The organism is Shinella curvata, assembly GCF_022899935.1.
In the GTDB taxonomy this organism is placed as follows: domain Bacteria; phylum Pseudomonadota; class Alphaproteobacteria; order Rhizobiales; family Rhizobiaceae; genus Shinella; species Shinella curvata.
The window spans coordinates 686,696-703,902 of sequence record NZ_JALJCJ010000003.1 but is presented as its reverse complement, the minus strand read 5'-3'; the positions used below and the strand labels follow the sequence as shown (position 1 = coordinate 703,902).

Sequence of the window (17,207 nt, the reverse complement as noted above, 5' to 3'; positions counted from 1 at the left end):
GGTCATGAACGGAAGAGGCGGCTGTACTGGGTCTCGTGCCAGGCGCTTGCCATGGCCATGGCCGGCGCGGCGTTACCGATCTCGTCATCGCTCAGGGATGCGGCTTTTTGCGCTGCGCGCTCGATGACCGGGGGGCTTGCGACGAGAATGCGCTGCCCGGCCGTGTGGCCGAGCGGTACGAGCCGGATTGCGGCGGTCACCTGATTTTCGATGACGCTCCACAGCAACCCGCGCAACGCGTCCGCCGGGGTTATCCGCCAGTGGACCGCGGCGAGTGCGAAGGCGGCGGGAAAGCCAAGCCTCCGGTCGGCGAGGGCCTGGGCCGCAGGCACATCGAGTTCCCGGAGGATCTGCAGGAGAGATTCACCCATCCGCCGGTCCTCCTGCTCGATCTCGCGGCTCTCCCGGGCCGCCGAAAGCCAGGCGTCGGCCTTGAGGAAGCTGGCCTGGTCGCCCTCCTGCAAGGCATGCGCCATGCGCCAGAACAGGGCCCCGTCGAGCGCTGCGTAGCTGTGATCGATAAGGCCGAAGATCCAGCACGCGGCCGAGGCCTCGTCCTTCACCGTGCCAGCATGGACGGCCCATTCCAGCGCCCGCGAATAGGAGAACGCGCCGACCGGCTGGGTCGGGCTGATGAGCCGGAGCAGTTGGATGGGAATGCCGCCCGCGGCGAGGCCGGCTGGATCTGAAGGCTGCTGCACCTGCCGCAAACTCAGAACGAACCGAAGGTCGCGCCGAGGAAGAACACGGCGACGAGCGAAATGATGACCCCGACGATCACGGTCATCACCATGTCGAGGTAGCTGCTGGAGTGGGTCTGTTTGCTGATCTGCAGCAGCAGCAGAACCGTACCGTTGTGCGGCAGCGCATCGAGCGTGCCCGCGCTGATGACGGTCAGACGGTGCATCAGTTCCGGGTTGATGCCGTATTCTGCAGCAAGGCGCATGTATTCGCTGCCGAGCGCTCCGAGGGCGATCGCCATGCCGCCGGAGGCGGTGCCCGTCAGGGCGGCCAGCGTGTTCATCGCTACGACAAGCGACACGAGGGGGCCGCCGGGCATCTTGAGGACGGCATCGCGCACCAGGTCAAAGGCCGGCATCGCCGCAACGACGGCACCGAAACCCACGAGGCTCGCGACTGTGATGATGGGCAGGACCGATGAATTTGCTCCCGCATCAAGGCTTTCACGAAGGTTGCCGAAGCGATTATAATTGCATGCAATAAGGGTAATGATCGCCGCGGCAAGTGCGATGAGGACAGCCCAGACGCCGATGGTGGAGGTAATGTTGATGCCGAGCATCTGTTCGGCTACCGAGAAATCGATCCGCGGCAGCACCACCAGTGCCATGAAGAAGTTGACGGTGATCACGACAATCAGCGGCAGGACGGCGATGGCGAAGGACGGATTGGTGCTCGCGCGCTGGCCATGCGTCAATTCGCTAGGGTCGAAGTCGCCGGCGGCCGTCGCTTGTTCGCGCACCTTCTCGGTGATGACGGCCTCGCTTGTGTCCTCCACATAGCTTTCACCCGCGGCCCGCGCCTTTGCTTCCGCGCGCGCCAGCCACCACATGCCAAAGGCGAAGGTAATGAGAGAGGCGATGATGCCAAGGCCCGGCGCGGCGAAGGTCGTTGTGCCGAAATAGGGCATGGGGATGGCGTTGTTGGTGGAAGGGCTGCCGGGCATGGCCGACATGGTGAAGGTGAAGGCGCCAAGACCGATCGCCGCCGGCATCAGCCTGGCAGGGATGTTTGCGGCGCGGAACATCTCACGGGTCATCGGCACGAGAACGAAGAACGCCACGAACACGCTCACACCGCCATAGGTAACGACTGCGGAAGCCAGGACCACCGAGAGCATCGTTCGCTTCACGCCGAGCTTTTCAGTCAGGTAGCGGGCGATCGAGGTGATCGAGCCACTGTCGTCCATCATCTTGCCGAAGATGCCGCCCAACAGGAAGAGCGGCAGCCATTGTGTGACGAAGCGCCCTGTCCCGGCCATGAACGTTCCCGTCCAGTGCGGCAGCAGCGGCTGCCCGGAAAAAAGGGCGGCGACGAGCGCTGCCGCCGGCGCCAGGAGCAGCACGCTCCAGCCGCGATAGGCGAACCACATCAAGAAGGCGAGTGCGAGCAAAATTCCAAACAGCCCCATGACCTTGTCCTATCCTGATCCGCGCCACAATTATCGCTTGCAAAGCAAGTGAGCGCATCAAAGCATTTTCTGGTTGCGTATTTCAAGCGGGAACAATCGCGCCCGCATTTTCCCTGTATTGCTCAATGAAAGGACCATTATCGCCTCTGCTGGCCTGCCTCGTTTCGGGAGACCTGCCCGTCAGGCATGAAGATGGTCAGGGGAAGTGCCACGGCGCTCGACGCGACGGCTTCCGCAAGTCCGGCCGGCGACAGCACCGGGTTGCCGCTGACGAGGGCGTCGCGTGCCATCCGGCTGTTTTCGATCAGCTTTGTCATGGCCTCGGATTGCGCGAAGACGGTATGGCCGCCGCCGTCTACCTGCGAGACATCGACGACCGTGATGCCGTTTCGTTGCAGGGGGGCGATGTCGCGGGCATTGCCCACGCGCGGATGTCCGCCGGCCAGAAAGCGTGACAGGCCGATCGCCCGATCACGCTGCGAAACCAGAATGGTGAAGGGTGCGGACAGCGTGCCGATATCGGCGAGCTGGCTGTCGAAAACATCGACGTCGATATCCGGAGCAGCCAGAACGATGCCACCGAAACGCTCGAAGGTCGCGGACTTTCCGCGAAGCGCCAGCGTCCGCAGCGCTTCCATCGCTACAAACGCGCCCATCGAGTGGGCGACGAGAACGACGGCTTTCGCCTTCGTCTGCGTGGCCAGATCGATTGTGTCGGCAAGCCCGTCCCGCGCGAAGATCGCGCTGTCGCGGTCGAACACGTAGAGCGGCAGCGATCCCGCCGAAGGCCAGGCATAGTGCAGCGGAACGGAGCGGATACCGAAGTCGGTGACGATCTGCGCGGTCCGGTAAAGGCTCTCTGAAACGGTATTGTTGTAGCCGTGGACGAAGATGAAGATTTCCCGGCTCTGCGGCGGAAGCCGTTCCAGGGCAGCATTCATCTCGGCGATGAGCTGTGAACGGCCACCTATATCGCGGTACGTTGCCGTGAAATGGCGCTGGGGATTGTGCCCGCCGACAGGAACCTGCCCCAGCTGGCGGTTGGCTGGCGCGGTGACGTCGAACCGCGCGAAATTGAGGGCAAGTGACCGGCCGGCCGAAAACGGGTGGCCTTCGGTCGGGACCCTCTGCCTGTTCGTCGCCAGGAAGATCGGCATCGAGGCTTCGGTGTCGGAAACAGAGCCGGCGGGCCGCAGGCCGGTCGGCGCGCGCTGCATCGAGCACGCGGTGAGGATCATTGCTGCACAAAGGACGATCAGGAACGGCGCAGGCAGGCTTTTGCGCCGGATTCGGGGAGCGGACTGTATCATTTCGGCTGTTCGGCGAGCACGGTTGCCAACTCGCCCGTCTGGGCCGAGGACGCACCGATGAGGGCGAAGAGGCATTCCGCGGCGCCGGCGACACCGCAATATCTCACGTTCATGAAGTCTCCTGGCTCAGCCCGACGGCCGGCGGCACGGCTGCTTCCAGCCGCGCCGCGTTGTCGCGTGTTAGCGGCCGAGGCACATATGCCCGTGCGCGCCATGGAAGCAGATGCTGCCGCGACCCGGGCGGTGGTGGCCGCCGGACACACGGTCGAGGAAGCGGGAGCTGATCCATCCGCTGCGTCCACGGCGTGGCTCCACATGGCACCAGCGCAGCGAGCGGGCGCAGCGCGTTACGCGCACCCGTTCGCGGGCGTGCACGCGGCCGATCACCCGGTAGTTGGTGCCCGGTCCGGAGCGAAGCTGGACGGTGTTGGTGACGATCGCCGAGGCGGCCTGGGCTTCGGCGACGCCAGCGAGTGCCATCGCGCAGAAAACGACGGCGATGGAAAGCAATCTCTTCAAAAACATGGGCTTGTCCTTCAATTCCAGCTGCATCGGAGCCCGCGCGCGGGCTCATTGTGTCATGAGGACAGCGAACATGCCGCTTAGCAAGGTTGTTTTTCGCCATCCTGCAATTTTCGGTGCGACGACCTTCCTGTTTCCTTAACGGGCTCGTAGTGACGACCCGGCTTGCTACTGCACGGCGCTGCTCAGCGCCGTGGCGGCCGAGTACCATGTCATGCCGTGATCGAAAGCGCCCGTTTCGAGAAAGTGAAGGGTTTCCATGACGACGACCGGATTAAACATCATGAATGTATGCGTTGCATGAACCACCAGATGATCGGCCGCGCCATCGAGCCGCGTGGAGGCGACCGTGACCTTGCCATCGTTCGGCCCGGCGAGAATGGAGGCGTAGACCGGATTGAGAGAGAGATCGCCGGCGATGATGCCGAGTGGGAAATCCGGCTTCGGCAGGGTTTTCGGCGTGGCGCTGCGATCCGTGCCCAGTTCCAGGCCTGCCGGCCCGTTGATCCAGTAGAAGGGTTGCAGGTCGCCGAAGACATCGACGATTTCAGACCCGTGATTCGGCGGCGCGAGCATCACCACGCGGCCCAGCCGCTCCGGGCGCTGGCCGGCAAGCCAGTAGCGAACCAGGATACCGCCCATGGAGTGGGTGACGAAGTTCACGCGGCGCTTGCCGCATTCGCCAACAGCCGTCCCGACATGGGCGGCAAGCGCGGCGATGGTGGCGGTCGTGGAGGGATAGTCCCGGTTCACGACATGATAGCCCCGAGCGATCAAAAGCTTTTCGACGAGCCAGAGCGAGCCGCTGCCGCGCGCAAGTCCATGCATGAGAACTGCGCATTCGCCGGCGTCTTGCTGCGCCCTTGCCGACGGGAATGGGAGCAGGCTGGCGAGAACGAGGATGCCGGCGCCGATCGCGCCCAACATGCCTCTATTGCCAGCGCAAACCATGCCAACCTCGAAAATGTTCGACAGGAAACCCGGACGCGGGGGCTGTCCCTGCCGCGTCCGGTCGAAGAGTGGGGCGAGGCGCCGATCAGCCGGGCGTTTGCTGTGCCTGCTGCAGCGCGTTGCGCAGCACCTGTTCCTTGCTTTCGTCGAGAGAGGTCTGCAGCACCTCGCCGCCATGGGAGGAAAGGTCCTTGAGCACCTTGTCGGCCGTCATGCTGCGCACCAGCACGAAAAGGGCGGCCTTGTCGCCCGTGAGCTTGCCGGCAAGCTCCTTCATGAAGGCATCGTTGATGCCGACATCCGACAGCGCGCCGCCGATGGCGCCCGAAGCGGCCCCCACGGCAACGCCGAGCAGCGGATTGAGAAAGAGGATGCCGACCAGCAAGCCCCAGAAACTGCCCGTGGTGGCGCCGGCCGCCGTCGTGTTGAACAGCTGGTTGAGCTTGACCTTGCCGTCGGCGGATTTGGTGGCGATGACGGCGTCTCCGACCGTGATCAGATATTCCTTCTGAAGTTCGAAGATACGCTGGCGAACTTCTTCGGCCTTTGCTTCGCTCGGATAGACAATCGCAATAAGATCAGACATTTCCGTCTCCTCGGTTGAATTCCCTGTCCGACCAGTGGAAGCAAATTTCAACCGGGAATGCAATGCGCAATCGCTTCTAGCGGAAAGGCTGTCGGAAAGTATCTTAAGATTCCCATACCGCCGCCGTCGTCAATCGAGAGCCTTGCGCGTGGCGAAGGCGACGATGGCATAGGAGAGGCCCGCGACGATCAGGGTTGCGCCAGCGATCGCGCCGGGCGCAAACCCGATGGTGAGCGGCAGCTTCGAAACGATGGCGAGGCCGGCGAGGATCGCGACGATCCCGGAAATCGCGATCCAGTAGCGGGCCGGCGTGTTGCGCAGCCGGAAGGCAAGCCCGATCTGCGCGGCGCCATGGATGGCAAGCACGATCGCGATCAGCAGCGTGATGGCCAGCGCGCCCTTGAAGGGGCTGACGAAAATGAGGATGCCGCCGATCAGTTCGACGATGCCCGCCGCCTCCTGCCAGGCAAATCCCTTCCAGTCCCGCATCCGCAGCGACTGGACGATCTTGAAGATCCCGACCGCGACGAGAACCGCGCCGAGCACGACGCCGGAGGCGAAGGCGAAGACGGCGGGCAGAAGGATGGAGGCCGCTCCGCCGGTCAGCATGACCACGGACAGAAGCAGGAACATCTTCCAGCGTTTTGCCTGCTCGCCATAGGCGTGACGTGTATCCACCGGTTCCCAGCCCTCGTGCGAGACAATGCGAGGAAGGATAAACCCGATCGCCTGTTTGTGGTCAAGCGCTGGACAGATGCGGTTTTCCTGCGACCGGCAGGATTTTGGGGCTGGATCACGCATGCGGGGAATGCCATCATCGGTCGCATCCAACAATCGAACTGCGAGCATGCCATGAGTTTCGAATTCCCCGATCCGCCGATCGACAGCCTGCGCCGCAAACTGCTGATCGGCTCGCTTGCCTCGACGGCAGTCTGGGCGCTGATGCCCGCGGCGGCGAAGGCAGAGGGCGCTGCCGCTCCGGCGTCGGCCAAGACCGCGCGCGACGCCGTCGAGACGGTTCGCGAGGCGATCCTGCGCCTGTCGCGTGAGGTCTGGAACAATCCGGAACTGTCCCTGCACGAAGAGGTCTCTTCCGAGATCCATCTGCGGGAGCTGCGTGCGGCGGGCTTCACCATCGTCAGCACGGGAACGTCGGGCATTCCCACCGCCTTCCTTGCCGAATGGACGCAGGGCGAAGGCGGCCCGAAGATCGGCTTCCTGCCGGAATACGACGCGCTTCCCGGTCTGGGCAATGCGGCCGAGCCGCGCCAGACGCCAGGGCCGGCCGGCGTCGAGGTCGGTCACGGGTGCGGCCATAACATGCTCGGCGCTGGCTGCACCGGCGCGGCGCTGGCGCTCAAGAAGATGATGATCGACGGCGGTCATGCCGGGACGATCCGGGTTTATGGCTGCGCGGCGGAGGAAACGGAAGGCGCCAAGGTCTACATGGCCCGTGACGGTCTGTTCGACGATCTCGATGCGGCCCTTGCCTGGCATCCCGGCCCGGTGAACGCGACGGGGCTGCTGCGCACGGCGGCCGTCAACATGTTGCGCATCCGCTATTCCGGCCGCACGGCCCATGCCGGCGTCGACCCGTGGGAAGGGCGCAGCGCGCTCAAGGGCGCGGAACTCTTCGGCACCGGCATCCAGTTCATGCGCGAGCATCTCAAGCCGACGACCCGGCTGCACTACGTCTATTCGGACGGCGGCGGCACGCCCAATGTCATTCCCGATACAGCCGAGGTGCTGATCATGATCCGCGATCAGGATCGCGCGGACGTAGACGCGGTGACGACCTGGGTGAGGGACGTCGCGAACGGTGCCGCGACCTCCACGCAGACGACCGTCGCCATCGACCACTTCTTCGGCATGCACGACCTGCTGCCGAACGAGACGCTCGTCCAACGCCTGCACGACCACATGACGGCGCTGCCGATCGAATGGACCGAGGACGAGCAGGTCTTCGCAAAGACCTGCCAGCGGGAGATGGGGCTGCCGGAGGCGGGCCTGATGCCGATCGTCATTCCGCCCCTGCCGGAGATCACGACCGGCGGCGGCACGGATGTCGGCGACGTCAGCTACAACACGCCGACTGGTCTCTTCGCCCTTGCCACGATGCCGATCGGCGTCGGGCTGCACACCTGGCCCGTCACGGCCTGCGGGGGTACCAGCATCGGCGACAAGGGCTCCATCCTCTCCGCCGTCGTCATGGCGGGCGTCGGCTACGACCTCATCGTCGATGCCGAGCTGCGTGCTGCTGCCCGGGCCGATTTCGACCGCCGAAAGGCCGGTCGCAAATACGTGTCTCCCCTGCCGAAGGATCGGGTTCGACCCGACGGCATTCCGTCCCGTCTGCTGATGCGCGACGGTTTTGATGAATTCGCTGCCGGATACAGGGAAAAACAGCCGTAAGGCCAATGCCACTGTCGTGTTCCGTCCCGGTGCGATGGGAGAACGAAGCATTAAACGCGACCGGGAGTTTCGGGACGCGTTCGCCGGTCGATGAAGATAGGCGGTTGAAGCTTCAGCCGCTTTTCAACTAGTCTTGTCCATGGACGTGCGCATAACAGGCAACCCGGGGAGAACGTGGTGAATTTGAGCAACGCTTCAAGGACGATCCATCGGCTGGGCAAGCTGTCTCTGGCCGCCGCCTGCGTCGCGGTGCTTCTGGGCGGGCCGGCGACCGCGCAGTTTTCCGGTTCGAAACGGACACCCGACGTCACCAGGGCCGAGCAGGTGCGGACCGCCCGGCACGGCGAGCGCGTCAGCCTGAAAGGCTCGCTGACGAAGGAAGTCCGCATGGCCCAGTATCTTTTCAAGGACAAGACCGGGGAAGTTCGTGTCCGCATCCAGCGGGAACTCTGGCGTGGACGCGAGATCACGGCGAAGACGCTGCTGCGCCTGCGTGGCAAGATCCAGTCCGATGTGCGCGGCAGGTTCGTGAATGTCGATGATGTGCAGGTGCTGAACTAAGAATCCTGACCCGCCGGCATGATGTGGAGGTGCCCGTATCGTACGGCGCGCTCCGAGATCACATGTTCTGCAAAATGCTGCACCGCGCCGGATGGTCCCTTCAGGATGCTGACCTCAAGGCAGTTCTTCTCATCTAGATGGATGTGGAGACTGGACACGGTCAGGTCGTGGTGGCTGTGGAACGTGCTCGTCAGCCGCTTGGCCAGCTCGCGGGCTTCGTGATCGAAAACATAGCTCAGCACGCCGATGGCGTTGCTGAGCGAGCCGCTTTCGATCGACGCCTGTTTCAGACCGGCGCGCGCGAGGTCGCGAATGGCCTCGGAACGGTTCTGGTAGCCGCGGGTCTTGATCGTGCGGTCGAGGTCTTCCATCAGGTCGTCGTCGAGGGTGACGGTCACTCTTTGCATGGATGATCCTGACTGGCGCTGCGGCGCCGATGCGCGTTTCGAAACCCCGATATCGATAGCCCATGGCGTACCGCTCGCCAATCGCCAATCGCTCCTTCCTCGCGCAGAGGGTCGATCGATACATCGTGTAAGCAATTTTTCCATAGACATCATACCGTCTTCGTTTCTATCGTATCGGTTGCATTGCGATCGTGGTTGGGGAATTGGGATGATGAAGGCGACGCTGTCTGTCCTCGCAACGGTTTCCGCGCTCTTACTGCTTGGCGCTCCAGTCCTTTCGGCGGAAAAAACCGAACTGGTCCTCGCCATCGGCGGGGAGCCGGACACCGGCTATGACCCGTTGCTCGGATGGGGCCGTTACGGCCATCCTCTGTTCCAGTCCACCCTGCTCAGCCGCGACGCCGATCTTGCCACGCGAGCTGATCTCGCGACGGCCTGGACGCTTTCCGACGACCGGCTGACCTGGACCATAACCATCCGCGACGGCGTGACCTTTTCGGATGGCACACCGTTGACCGCAAGAGATGTCGCCTTCACCTTCACCAAGGCCGCCGCGGCGGGCGGTGCGCTCGATCTCCATGCGATGGTGTCCGCCGAGGCGACCGACTACAGGACCGTCGTGATCCGGCTCAAGCGGCCGTGGATCACCTTCACGGAGAATTTCTATTCGCTCGGCATCGTGCCGGAGGCGACGTACGGCGCGGACTATGCGCGCAACCCGGTCGGTTCGGGCCCTTATCGGCTCGTCTCCTGGAGACAGGGCGAGCAGCTGATCGTGGAGGCCAATCCGAACTACTACGGCGAAAAATCGCGCTTCAGCCGCCTGACCTTCCTGTTCACCGGCGAGGACACGAGCCTGGCGGCGGCCAATGCCGGGCAGGTGGACATGGTGTCCGTGCCCGCCGCACTTGCCGATGCCGTTCCGGCCGGCTTCCGCGCGATCGCCGTCGATACGGTCGACAACAGGGGCATTCATTTCCCGATGACGCCCGACGAGGGGAAGACGGATGCCAAGGGCAATGCCATCGGCAACGATGTCACGGCCGATCTCGCCATTCGCCGGGCGGTCAATATCGGCATCGACCGCCAGACAATTGTAGACACGGCCCTTCTGGGGCACGGAACGCCGGCCTATGGCCCGGCGGACGGTTTGCCCTGGTCCAATCCGCAGGCCGCCGTGACGTTCGACCTCGACGCGGCCAAGCGCCTGCTGGATGAGGCCGGCTGGGTGCCCGGCGCCGATGGCGTGCGAGAGAGGAATGGCCTGCGCGCCGCATTCCCCATCAACTATCCCGCCTCCGATTCCACCCGGCAGGCGATCGCGGTGGTTCTTGCCGAACTGCTGCGGCCGCTCGGCATCGAAGGGACGCCGAGCGGCACCACCTGGGAAGGCATCGAGCGTGTCATGCATTCCGAGCCGGTCGCATTCGGCTGGGGCAGCCATAGCCCGCTCGAAACCTACAGCCTCTATCAGAGCGGCTGGGGCGGCATGGATTATTACAATCCAGGTTTCTTCTCCAATGCCGTCGTCGACGGGCATTTCGAGGCGGCGCAGCACGCATCGAGCCTCGAGGCGTCCTATCCGGAATGGCAGAAGGCCGAATGGGACGGTGTGGCGGGCTTCAGCGCGAAGGGTGAGGCCGGCTGGGCCTGGCTGGTCAATCTCGATCATGTCTATCTCGTCAACGCCTGCCTCGACGTCGGCAAGACCCAGATCGAGCCGCACGGCCACGGCTGGCCGATCACCGCGGGCATCCAGGGCTGGACCTGGACCTGCAACTGAGGAACGGCCATGGGGTCCTGGAAGGCTTTCGTTCTCATCCGTCTCGTCCGCCTGGCACTTGTGCTGGCGGGTGTGGCGGTCGTGGCCTTCCTCCTGGCGAAACTCTCGCCAGTCGACCCGATCGATGCCTATCTCGGGCCGGATATTGCACGCGTCGGTCCGGAACAGCGCGCGCTCATCGCGCAGAAATGGGGGATGGACCAGCCTGCCGGCGTCCAGTTCGCAAAATGGTTTTCAAGCATCCTGACGGGTGATCTGGGATGGAGCGTCACCTACAACGCTTCCGTCGCCGACGTCATATCGGAGCGGTTCCGGTCCTCCATCGTCCTCATGGGACTGGCATGGCTGTTTTCCGGGATCATCGGCTTTTCGCTCGGCATCTGGGCGGGCGCCAATCCGGGCCGCTGGAGCGACCGCATCATCCGGCTCTATGCCTATGTCCTGGCGGCGACGCCGACATTCTGGATCGCGATCCTGTTGCTGATCGTCTTTTCGGTGGGCTTGCGCTGGACGCCCGTCTGCTGCGCGGCCCCCATCGGCGTTCTGCCGGAAGACGTCACGCTGCTGCAGCGCCTGCACCATCTCCTGCTGCCGCTCGCCGCGCTGTCGATCCTCGGCATCGCACAGATCGCGCTCCATACGCGCGTCAAGATGATCGAGATCATGCAGTCCGACTTCGTGCTCTATGCGCGGGCGCAAGGCGGCACGACGCTGGACATCGTGCTGCGTCACGGCGTGCGCAACGCCGCCCTGCCGGCGATCACCGTTCTCTTCGCCTCCCTGGGAGAGCTTTTCGGCGGCTCCATCCTTGCCGAAACCGTGTTCTCCTATCCGGGCCTGGGAAGCGCCACCATCGAGGCCGGCCTTCGCGGCGATGTGCCCCTGCTCCTTGCCATCACCCTCATGACGACCCTGTTCGTCTCGATCGGCAACACGATCGCGGACGTTCTCTACCATGTGGCGGACCCGCGCATCTCCTCGGCAAGCGAAACCTGGCGGGAGGTCTCGCAATGACGGTGGTATTCGAAAAACCTCCGGAAACGCCGTCGCTCGAGCGGGTGCGCCCCGTGATTGTCGCAATGGGGATCGCGGTGCTCCTGCTCGTCGCCATCCTGCTTGCGGCCTCGCTCACCGGCATGTCCGGCCTGGCGAGCGATTTCCAGATGCGGCTCCAGCCGCCATCGTGGCAGCATCCTTTCGGCACCGACATGTTCGGGCGCGACGTGCTGGCCCGAACGATCAAGGGGCTGGCGCTCAGTTTCCGCGTCGGTTTCCTGGCTGCCGGCATATCGGTCGTCATCGCCACCTGCCTCGCCATCGCGGCGGCCAGCGGCTCGCGGATCGCCGACGGCATCGTGTCGTTTTTCATCGACATGACGATGGGGCTACCGCATCTCGTCCTGCTGATCCTGATCTCCTTCGCGCTCGGCGGCGGCGCGGCCGCCGTCGTCATCGCCGTCGCGGTGACCCATTGGCCGCGCCTGACACGCATTCTTCGCGCGGAGATCCTGCAGGTGCGCAATGCGGACTACGTCGCCGTATCGCGCAATTTTGGCAGATCGCGCTGGTTCATCGCCCGGCATCACATCCTGCCGCATCTGGTTCCGCAAATGATCGTCGGCTTCGTCCTGCTGTTTCCGCACGCCATCCTGCACGAGGCGGGGCTGACCTTTCTCGGCTTCGGGCTAGAGCCCGGCAAGCCGGCGATCGGCATCCTGCTGTCGGAATCGATGCGCTACCTCATGGCCGGCAAATGGTGGCTCGGCCTGTTCCCGGGCCTTCTGCTGCTGGTCGCCGTCCTGTGCTTCGATGTCATCGGCAACGGGCTGCGCGCGCTGACGGATCCGCGAGGAGGCCGGTCATGAGCGTGCTGGAGATCGAAAGGCTGACGGTCTCGTTTCACCGCCGCGATGGCCTGAGACGCCGGATAACCACCGATTGCGTGCGCGATGTTTCGCTCGCTGTCGCGCGTGGCGAGGTGCTCGCCCTGTTCGGGGCCTCGGGTGCTGGCAAGAGCCTGCTTGCCCATGCCGTCATGGGGCTGTTGCCGCCCAATGCGCTGGCCGGTGGCACCATGCGCTTCGACGGGCACGTTCTCGACGCCCCGGCGCAGGCCGCCCTGCGTGGAAACCGCATCGCGCTGATCCCCCAGTCGGTCGGCCATCTCGACCCGCTTGCCACGGTCGGCCAGCAGCTGCGCTGGGCCGCCCGACGGGCGGGCCGTCCGATGACGGCGCCGGGCGCGGTGGCGGAGGCATTGTCGCGCTTCGACCTCGCGCCGGCCGTTGCCGGCACCTTCCCGCATACGCTGTCGGGCGGCATGGCACGCCGCGTCATGCTGGCGATGACGATGGCGTCGGGTGCCGATCTCGTGTTAGCCGACGAACCGAGCAACGGCCTCGACGCCGACAACACGGCACGGGTCTTTCGCTGCCTGAAATCCTTCGCGGAAGCTGGAAAAGCCGTCATCGTCATCTCCCACGATCTCCCGGCGGCGCTGAAGATCGCCGACCGGGTGGTCCTCCTCGACCGCGGGCAGGTCGTCGCTGAGGAGCGGGCCGACGCCTTTACCAGCGACGGTGAGGCGCTTTGCGCCGGCTATGCCCGATCGATCTGGAATGCCTTGCCGCAGAACGGCTTTTCACGGGCATGCCATGAGGCTTGAGGCGGCGGCGATCGGATTCGGTTTTGGCGGCGGCGCGCCCGTGCTGGACGGGGTCGATCTCGCGCTCGAAAGCGGCCGGATATTGGGCCTGACGGGAAAATCGGGACAGGGAAAGTCGACGCTGGGAAGGATTCTGGCCCGGCATCTTCTCCCGACGAGAGGCAGGGTGCTGATCGATGGCGCCGCATCACCTTCGACGGGTTTCAATCCCGTTCAACTGGTGCACCAGACGGCGATCTTCGCGGTCAATCCGCGTTGGAAGATCGGGCGGATCGTTTCGGAAGCCTTTGCGCCCGACGAAAGCTTGTTGCAGGCGTTCGGCATACGGCGGCAATGGTTCGACCGCTTTCCTCACGAACTGTCCGGCGGCGAGTTGCAGCGGGTGGCGCTGCTGCGCGCGCTGGCGCCGGGAACCCGTTTCCTGATCGCCGACGAGATCACGTCCATGCTCGATCCGATTGCGCAAAGCGAGATCTGGCATGCCCTGATCGATGTTTCGGCAAAGCGGGACATCGGCATATTGGCGATCAGCCACGATCTGGCGCTGCTGGGCCGGGTGGCGGAGCGGACGGTCACGCTGTAGCGGCTCTCATCCGTTTGCGGTCAAAAGACGATCCTGCCGGCGAGGTAGCTGACCGCGATCGTGCCGATGCCGATGACGAGCGTGCGCAGGAGCGTGAACGGGATGTTCAGATGTCCGGCGCGGGCACCGACAATCGACGTCAGCGTGAGCGCCACTGCCACGGCGGCGAGGATGACGCCCGGTTCCAGGCGTACCGGCACCGCAATGGTGATGGAGAGAGGAATGGCCGCGCCCAGCGCATAGGCAAAGGCCGATCCGACGGTCGCCCTGATGACGTCGGCGCTCGACATGACCGCGAGAATGCCGTGCTCGCTCTCCAGCTGCGCCTTGAGCGGCGAGCGCCGCATCAGTTCGGTTGCGACTTCGTGGGCGAGCTGCGGATTGAGCCCCTTCTCTTCGTAGTATGCGGCAAGCTCGGAAAGCTCGGCTTGCGGTTGCCGCCTGATCTCGGCTGCCTCCTGCCGTATCGCGCTGAGTTGCGCCTCGCGTTCGGTCGCCGCCTCCGCCCATTTCGCGCCGCCGGCGCCGAGCATGCCGGCTATGGTCGCCGCGGTTGCCGCCATCACCAGCGTCGTTTCGTTCGCGCCCGCGCCTGCAAGCCCTTCGAGAATACCGGCCGTCGCGATGATGCCGTCATTGGCCGCCAGCGTGGCGCTGCGGCGCTCCGCGGGATCCGACAGGGCGGGCGTGGATTTTCGCAGCAGCTCAGCGATGGCACGTATCATGCTGTTTTCCAGATGGCGGTGGAAGCGCGTATCCCTTAGCCCAATGTGTTGTATCCGGCATCGACATAGATCGTCTGGCCGCTAATGTAGCGCGCCTTGTCGGACAGCAGGAACGCGGCGGCCTCGCCGATCTGTTCTATGGTGACGAGTTGATGGAGCGGCGCGCGCTCGGCTGCCTTCCCCATCAGCGTGTCGAAATGCGTGAGGCCGGAGGCGGCACGGGTCTTTACCGGGCCGGTCGACAGGGCGTTGACGCGGATGCCGCGCGGGCCGAGCTCGCTGGCGAGGTAGCGCACGCTCGCCTCCAGCGCCGCCTTAACCGGCCCCATGATGCCATAGCCGGGCACGACCTTCTCCGCCCCGTAGAAGCTCATGGTGAGGATCGAGCCGCCGGCTGTCATCAGCGGCTCGGCGCGTTTGGCCAGGCGGATCAGCGAGTGGCAGGAAATGTCCATGGCGGTTGCGAAGCCTTCTCCCGAGCTGTCGGTCACGCGGCCGTGCAGGTCCGCTTTCGGAGCGAAGGCGATGGAATGCAGCAGGAAGTCGAGCCGGCCCCAGCGTTGCTCGATCGTTTCGAACAGCATCGCCGCCTGCCCGGCATCGCGCACGTCGAGCGGCAGGACGATGGAGGCGCCGGCTTCCTCGGCAAGCGGCGCGACGTGGCTCTGCGCCTTGTCGTTCTGGTAGGTGATGGCCAGGTCCGCCCCGGCGGCCTTCAGGGCCCTCGCGCATCCCCAGGCGAGCGATTGGTCATTGGCAAGGCCGATGATGAGACCTTTCATGCGCGTTTCTCCCGCGAAAACCCGCCCGGACGGCCGAACCCCAGCAGTCAATCGCGAGGAGGGGCTGTCCTGACCCTCTATCGCTGTAGACGGTGACGGGAATTTTGCAAGCGCGCTGTGCGGCGACAGGCTCCGAAGGACGGTAATGCTGGCTGGCAGGGCCATGTGCATGACCGGCGGTCGCTCGGGGAGCGAAATCGGCGGCTGCACGAACCCGAGCATGAGGGTCGAAGATTTGAAAGGCTGGCCGCAAATCGATGAGAGCCTTCGACGTGCGGAATGCCCAAAATGCCGGCCGTTTTCCCCGCGTTTCCAGCCTGGACTAAAATCGTCCCGAGCCCAACTGGAAACCGGACGCAATGGACACAACCGAAAACCTGAACCTGCCCTACATCCTTCCTTCCCAGGCCCAGAAACACGTCACCCACAACGAGGCCATCAAGGCGCTTGATGCGGTCGTGCAGCTCGCCGTGACGAGCAGGACGGTCATGACACCGCCGTCGGTGCCGGTCTCTGGCACGCGCTATATCGTGCCGGCGGGGGCCTCGGGCGCATGGGCCGGACACGAAAAACAGGTTGCCGCCTGGCAGGACGAAACGTGGGTTTTCTATGCGCCGCGCACCGGCTGGCTTGCCCATGTCGTCGACGAAGACAGGCTGCTGACCTTCGGGCCTGCCGACTGGGCGCTTGCCGCCTTCAACGTCGCCCTGCCGGAAAGGCTTGGCCTCAACGCGGCCGCGGAGGCGCCGAACCGGTTGGTCGTCGCGGGTGAGGCTTCTCTTTTCACCCATGAGGGAGCGGGGCATCAGATCAAGATCAACAAGTCCTCCGTCGGAGAGGCCGCCTCTCTCCTTTTGCAGACCGGCTTTTCGGCAAGGGCCGAGATCGGCCTGGTCGGAAGCGATGATCTGCGTTTCAAAGTCAGTCCTCTCGGCTCGTCCTTCATCGATGCCATCGTCATCGACCGCAGCTCCGGACGCGTCTCCTTTCCCGCAGGCGCGACGGGCCTTCGCATACAGCTGACCGCCGCGCGCACCTACTATGTCGCGACGACCGGCAGCGACAGCAACAGCGGCTTGAGCGCCGGGACCCCGTTCGCAACCCTGCAAAAGGCGGTCGATGAGGCGCATAAACTCGATTGCGCGACCTATGACGTGACGATCCAGCTGGCCAACGGCACCTATGCCGCCGGCGCCACCGTGGCCCGCCCGCTCATCGGCGGCGGCACACTGATCATCAAGGGCAACGAGACGACGCCGGCCTCGGTCGTGCTGAGTGCGGGACTGAGTTTCCGCAACGGTGCGCAGGTGCGCGTCGCGGGTCTGCGCTTTGCCATTGCCACGGATCTCATCAACGCGCTGTCGGTGGGCAACGGCGTCTATCTGCGTACGGGCAAGCTCGAATTCGGTACCGTCGGCGCCAATGCGGATCATATTTTCGCGGACAATCCCTGCCATATCGCCATCGAGGAGGACTATGCGATCTCCGGCGGCGGCCGACGGCACATGAATATCGGCGCGGGCTATGTGTCGGGCGCCAACCGCACCGTCACGCTGACCGGCACACCCGCCTTCACGCATTTCCTCGCGGCGAGCAACTGCGCGTCCATTGCCCTGTCGAACCTGACGGTATCGGGTACGGCGACCGGCAGCCGCTACATCGCTGAGACGAATGGCGTCATCAACACCTTCGGCAAGGCGTCGACCTATCTGCCCGGTTCGACCGTCGGAACCAATCCGACAGGCGGCATCTACGCCTGATAAAAGCATCG

Annotated in this window: 18 protein-coding genes; 8 read left to right on the top strand and 10 right to left on the bottom strand. The window is 64.5% G+C overall.

The genetic code is table 11. The annotated features are described in order from the left end of the window. Positions 1-2 precede the first annotated feature (2 nt). The 7 genes from MUU55_RS14975 to MUU55_RS14945 all read right to left on the bottom strand — a co-directional run bounded on the left by MUU55_RS14975 (position 3) and on the right by MUU55_RS14945 (position 6,196). Complete coding sequence (locus MUU55_RS14975; RefSeq protein ID WP_244761525.1) at positions 3-701, bottom strand: urease accessory protein UreF; 699 nt, start codon at positions 699-701, stop codon at positions 3-5. Between the two features lie 11 nt (positions 702-712). After that, positions 713-2,149, bottom strand: coding sequence for a GntP family permease (locus tag MUU55_RS14970; protein WP_244761524.1), 1,437 nt, complete (start codon positions 2,147-2,149; stop codon positions 713-715). A 137-nt stretch (positions 2,150-2,286) separates the two neighbouring features. Then, complete coding sequence (locus MUU55_RS14965; RefSeq protein ID WP_244761523.1) at positions 2,287-3,387, bottom strand: alpha/beta hydrolase; 1,101 nt, start codon at positions 3,385-3,387, stop codon at positions 2,287-2,289. A 252-nt stretch (positions 3,388-3,639) separates the two neighbouring features. Further along, positions 3,640-3,984, bottom strand: coding sequence for an SH3 domain-containing protein (locus tag MUU55_RS14960; protein WP_244761522.1), 345 nt, complete (start codon positions 3,982-3,984; stop codon positions 3,640-3,642). Positions 3,985-4,149: 165 nt separating this feature from the next. Continuing rightward, complete coding sequence (locus MUU55_RS14955; protein ID WP_244761521.1) at positions 4,150-4,908, bottom strand: alpha/beta fold hydrolase; 759 nt, start codon at positions 4,906-4,908, stop codon at positions 4,150-4,152. Positions 4,909-5,017: 109 nt separating this feature from the next. Next, positions 5,018-5,518, bottom strand: a complete 501-nt coding sequence (locus MUU55_RS14950; RefSeq protein WP_244761520.1) for a DUF1269 domain-containing protein — start codon at positions 5,516-5,518, stop codon at positions 5,018-5,020. 129 nt (positions 5,519-5,647) lie between these two features. Further along, complete coding sequence (locus MUU55_RS14945; protein WP_244761519.1) at positions 5,648-6,196, bottom strand: HdeD family acid-resistance protein; 549 nt, start codon at positions 6,194-6,196, stop codon at positions 5,648-5,650. 174 nt (positions 6,197-6,370) lie between these two features. On the opposite strand from MUU55_RS14945, the gene MUU55_RS14940 reads away from it, so the two are divergent. Both MUU55_RS14940 and MUU55_RS14935 read left to right on the top strand, forming a co-directional pair. Beyond that, positions 6,371-7,930 (top strand): amidohydrolase, encoded by a 1,560-nt coding sequence (locus MUU55_RS14940; RefSeq protein WP_244761518.1) that lies wholly within the window; start codon positions 6,371-6,373, stop codon positions 7,928-7,930. A 177-nt stretch (positions 7,931-8,107) separates the two neighbouring features. Further along, the gene (locus MUU55_RS14935) at positions 8,108-8,491 is read left to right on the top strand and encodes a YgiW/YdeI family stress tolerance OB fold protein (protein WP_244761517.1); all 384 of its coding nucleotides are present in this window, start codon (positions 8,108-8,110) and stop codon (positions 8,489-8,491) included. Here the strand turns inward: MUU55_RS14935 and nikR are convergent. Next, complete coding sequence (gene nikR / locus MUU55_RS14930) at positions 8,488-8,898, bottom strand: nickel-responsive transcriptional regulator NikR (protein WP_244761516.1); 411 nt, start codon at positions 8,896-8,898, stop codon at positions 8,488-8,490. The two genes, MUU55_RS14935 and nikR, sit on opposite strands and share 4 nt — an antisense overlap. Positions 8,899-9,106: 208 nt before the next feature. Between nikR and MUU55_RS14925 the strand changes: the two genes are divergently transcribed. From MUU55_RS14925 to MUU55_RS14905, 5 genes are read left to right on the top strand one after another with little or no spacing between them, the layout of a single operon-like run. Continuing rightward, complete coding sequence (locus tag MUU55_RS14925) at positions 9,107-10,681, top strand: ABC transporter substrate-binding protein (protein ID WP_244761515.1); 1,575 nt, start codon at positions 9,107-9,109, stop codon at positions 10,679-10,681. 9 nt (positions 10,682-10,690) lie between these two features. After that, positions 10,691-11,695 (top strand): ABC transporter permease, encoded by a 1,005-nt coding sequence (locus tag MUU55_RS14920; protein WP_244761514.1) that lies wholly within the window; start codon positions 10,691-10,693, stop codon positions 11,693-11,695. After that, the gene (locus MUU55_RS14915; protein ID WP_244761513.1) at positions 11,692-12,546 is read left to right on the top strand and encodes an ABC transporter permease; all 855 of its coding nucleotides are present in this window, start codon (positions 11,692-11,694) and stop codon (positions 12,544-12,546) included. Before MUU55_RS14920 ends, MUU55_RS14915 begins: the two co-directional genes overlap by 4 nt. After that, positions 12,543-13,346, top strand: coding sequence for an ATP-binding cassette domain-containing protein (locus tag MUU55_RS14910; RefSeq protein WP_244761512.1), 804 nt, complete (start codon positions 12,543-12,545; stop codon positions 13,344-13,346). Before MUU55_RS14915 ends, MUU55_RS14910 begins: the two co-directional genes overlap by 4 nt. Continuing rightward, positions 13,336-13,929 (top strand): ABC transporter ATP-binding protein, encoded by a 594-nt coding sequence (locus MUU55_RS14905; RefSeq protein WP_244761511.1) that lies wholly within the window; start codon positions 13,336-13,338, stop codon positions 13,927-13,929. Before MUU55_RS14910 ends, MUU55_RS14905 begins: the two co-directional genes overlap by 11 nt. Positions 13,930-13,949: 20 nt before the next feature. On the opposite strand, the gene MUU55_RS14900 is transcribed toward MUU55_RS14905, so the two are convergent. Both MUU55_RS14900 and fabI read right to left on the bottom strand, forming a co-directional pair. After that, a complete protein-coding gene (locus tag MUU55_RS14900) occupies positions 13,950-14,654 on the bottom strand; it encodes a VIT1/CCC1 transporter family protein (protein WP_244761510.1) in 705 nt (234 codons plus the stop codon). Between the two features lie 35 nt (positions 14,655-14,689). Beyond that, positions 14,690-15,436, bottom strand: coding sequence for an enoyl-ACP reductase FabI (fabI, locus tag MUU55_RS14895; RefSeq protein ID WP_244761509.1), 747 nt, complete (start codon positions 15,434-15,436; stop codon positions 14,690-14,692). Between the two features lie 359 nt (positions 15,437-15,795). Here fabI and MUU55_RS14890 point away from each other — a divergent pair, with 359 nt between their 5' ends. Then, the gene (locus MUU55_RS14890; RefSeq protein WP_244761508.1) at positions 15,796-17,196 is read left to right on the top strand and encodes a DUF2793 domain-containing protein; all 1,401 of its coding nucleotides are present in this window, start codon (positions 15,796-15,798) and stop codon (positions 17,194-17,196) included. Positions 17,197-17,207: the final 11 nt, after the last annotated feature.

Excerpts from the sequence above, each read along its gene's own strand:
- MUU55_RS14920 (WP_244761514.1), top strand. The coding sequence starts at position 10,691 with ATGGGGTCCTGGAAGGCTTTCGTTCTCATCCGTCTCGTCCGCCTGGCA.
- MUU55_RS14890 (WP_244761508.1), top strand. The coding sequence starts at position 15,796 with ATGGACACAACCGAAAACCTGAACCTGCCCTACATCCTTCCTTCCCAG.
- MUU55_RS14950 (WP_244761520.1), bottom strand. The coding sequence starts at position 5,518 with ATGTCTGATCTTATTGCGATTGTCTATCCGAGCGAAGCAAAGGCCGAA.
- MUU55_RS14955 (WP_244761521.1), bottom strand. The coding sequence starts at position 4,908 with ATGTTGGGCGCGATCGGCGCCGGCATCCTCGTTCTCGCCAGCCTGCTC.
- MUU55_RS14910 (WP_244761512.1), top strand. The coding sequence starts at position 12,543 with ATGAGCGTGCTGGAGATCGAAAGGCTGACGGTCTCGTTTCACCGCCGC.
- fabI (WP_244761509.1), bottom strand. The coding sequence starts at position 15,436 with ATGAAAGGTCTCATCATCGGCCTTGCCAATGACCAATCGCTCGCCTGG.
- MUU55_RS14915 (WP_244761513.1), top strand. The coding sequence starts at position 11,692 with ATGACGGTGGTATTCGAAAAACCTCCGGAAACGCCGTCGCTCGAGCGG.
- MUU55_RS14940 (WP_244761518.1), top strand. The coding sequence starts at position 6,371 with ATGAGTTTCGAATTCCCCGATCCGCCGATCGACAGCCTGCGCCGCAAA.
- nikR (WP_244761516.1), bottom strand. The coding sequence starts at position 8,898 with ATGCAAAGAGTGACCGTCACCCTCGACGACGACCTGATGGAAGACCTC.
- MUU55_RS14965 (WP_244761523.1), bottom strand. The coding sequence starts at position 3,387 with ATGATCCTCACCGCGTGCTCGATGCAGCGCGCGCCGACCGGCCTGCGG.
- MUU55_RS14905 (WP_244761511.1), top strand. The coding sequence starts at position 13,336 with ATGAGGCTTGAGGCGGCGGCGATCGGATTCGGTTTTGGCGGCGGCGCG.
- MUU55_RS14900 (WP_244761510.1), bottom strand. The coding sequence starts at position 14,654 with ATGATACGTGCCATCGCTGAGCTGCTGCGAAAATCCACGCCCGCCCTG.
- MUU55_RS14960 (WP_244761522.1), bottom strand. The coding sequence starts at position 3,984 with ATGTTTTTGAAGAGATTGCTTTCCATCGCCGTCGTTTTCTGCGCGATG.
- MUU55_RS14925 (WP_244761515.1), top strand. The coding sequence starts at position 9,107 with ATGATGAAGGCGACGCTGTCTGTCCTCGCAACGGTTTCCGCGCTCTTA.
- MUU55_RS14970 (WP_244761524.1), bottom strand. The coding sequence starts at position 2,149 with ATGGGGCTGTTTGGAATTTTGCTCGCACTCGCCTTCTTGATGTGGTTC.